Here is a 2,481-nt window from a genome sequence, read left to right on the forward strand (position 1 = left end):
AAACACTTTTTTTAACATTTTCTTAATCTAAGGTTTAACTCCCTGAAAACGCGTTTCTTAGAAATCAAAGTTTTTTAAACTCAAATCACTATCCCAGGATATCACAGTCAAAATCGACGGGATTAGTAACAGTCATTACTATATAGGTAACCTTATTATTTTCTTATTTCCTTTTCAAATCTATTTCATCCTTGGGCTTATTGCCGTTTTCCTGAAATACAAACTTAGCAATTACATAGACTCAAGTATTCAATTCCACATACTATATTCAAGACATATCACATTTACAAAATAACCAAACTAGACCCGGTAGAAATATCTGCGGAAAAGCTAAACAAAAAAAAAAAAAAAAAACAGAAGGAAATCCAGTTTCTAGAATTCGTTAATTTGCCACTATTTTAACTTTTTTTTGATTCGTCTAAAATCTAAGAATAGCCACCACTTTTTCATAAAGTTTTTTTTTAGCAGCCTGGTCTGACCACAAGCGGGTTATTCGCTATCTTTAAAAAGCAACTAAGCTTCTCCAAGTTACCGAAAGAGACATTTTCATTCATAAATAGTAATGTATATTTTATTTGAATAAAATCACATCAATCCATTGTTCTTTTTCATCAAGGTATTTCTCCCCACATTATAAGCATAGACCGCTGCAGGAATAAACTGAAGCAAAATGGAATGCTCCTCCATTGTTCCTGTTTTATCAATTGAAGTTACAATTGCTTTATCTAGTTTATTGTCAACACAAAAGTTTAGCAAACTTTTCAGCGATTTAGGTTTGTCAAAATAACGGTTACTCCATTTTATTTCTAAAGCCCAAATAGGTTTTAAGTTTTTTTCGCTAATGCCCACCATATCCACTTCTCCGTCTTTCCATCGCGCATACCAAGGTTCAAACCAATCACGGTGCATCCACTGTGCATAGATGGCCGTTTCCACCATATTCCCCATGTTTTCATCTGTGCTTTGAATTGGAGCAAATAAAGCAGTGAACAAAGAAGGATTTGTTAAATATAATTTAAACGAGATTTCTCTTTTAAATCGTTTTCCAGATTGATCCACACGCTGGATCTTTTTAATTAAAAAAGCAGCCTCTAAATATTCTATATAAATTTTGATTGTTTTTTTATCTACTCCCGATTGAATGCTTAACGTTTCATATGAAAATTCATTTGCCGTATTAAAGGCAATTGTTGTAAACAATGAATTTAATTCCTGAACATCTTTGATACCATACAAACTCGGTAAATCCCTCAACAATACTTTATCTACAATATCCTGTTTAATATATCTACCCGGATTAGCTTGCATTTTTTCAGAAAAAATCACTTCGGGATACCCGCCAAAATTGATATAGTTAATAAAATGTTGATTGAGTTCACTGATATGAGAAGTTAAATAAAAATCGACTTCGCTTTGATGCCATTTTATTGTCGAAGGAATCATAATACTTTCCAATCCTTTCATGTGGATGTACTCATTAAAGGTAAGGGGAGGCAATAGAAAATCGGTAAAACGACCGGCACCGCTTTCGTTACTTTTAAATTTTAATGCAGCAGCAGCTGAACCCGAAACTACAAACTTACCATCTCTGTAGGTATCTACAAGAGTTTTAAGATGCAACTCCCAGTTTTTCAGGTATTGTATTTCATCAAAAAAAACATACCACCCCCCTTCATCAGCCCTACCAATAGCTTCTTTAGCATAAGAGAACAACTGTTCTAACCCAATGTTGATATAAACAGGGTTTTCGACGGTTATGAATATAATTTTATGAGGAGAAATTCCGTTTCTAAGCAAATCATCAATAGTATGATACAACATTACTGTTTTACCTACACGACGTGGCCCCATCAAAACCACTGCACGACGTATTTCTTGTTCATATACCAATGGTCGAAATAAATCAAAGTATAACCTTCTAGGCATTTCATTAAAATCGGTATCGATGGTAGAAGCAACCCACCAAGGATTTTCTACTTTAAGCCTTTCGAGCACTTGTGTTTTAGAGATATTTTTCAGCATAAAAAACCTTATTTGAACACAAATATACCAAATAAGATCTTAAAAACAACTCTATTTTACTATATTTTATCAAATAAGCAGTATTATATATTTTTTAGTTCTTATTTTTGAATCCTTAATTACACGACTCCCCCTTAAAAAAGCTTTGATAATAAGATTCGTAAAATTCTTGTTATTTCATTTCGACTAACAAAATTATATATACACGTTTGCTCGGCCTTATAAGATAGCCACATTTAATAGTCAGGATAACGAAAAAGCTGTCCACTATGCAGAAGTTTTTTGATTTTAGGAAGTTTGAAATCAAGATCTACTTTTTTTACTCCTAAAATTTACGATACTAAAAAAAGTTTTACGCAAAAAAAAACCCCATCAAGTAAATGATGAGGATTCTTTAAAGAAAGGCGACGACATACTCTCCCACATAACTGCAGTACCATCTGCGCAGGCGGGCTTAAC

1 protein-coding gene is annotated in these 2,481 nt (G+C 33.0%); it reads right to left on the minus strand.

Features of this window, described 5'->3' with window-relative positions:
* Nucleotides 1–585: 585 nt before the first annotated feature.
* Nucleotides 586–2,022, minus strand: a complete 1,437-nt coding sequence (locus ACNQGH_RS21790) for an ATP-binding protein (protein ID WP_417958120.1) — start codon at nucleotides 2,020–2,022, stop codon at nucleotides 586–588.
* Between the last annotated feature and the right edge of the window lie 459 nt (nucleotides 2,023–2,481).

Source organism: Flavobacterium kochi (assembly GCF_048286715.1).
Classification (GTDB): domain Bacteria; phylum Bacteroidota; class Bacteroidia; order Flavobacteriales; family Flavobacteriaceae; genus Flavobacterium.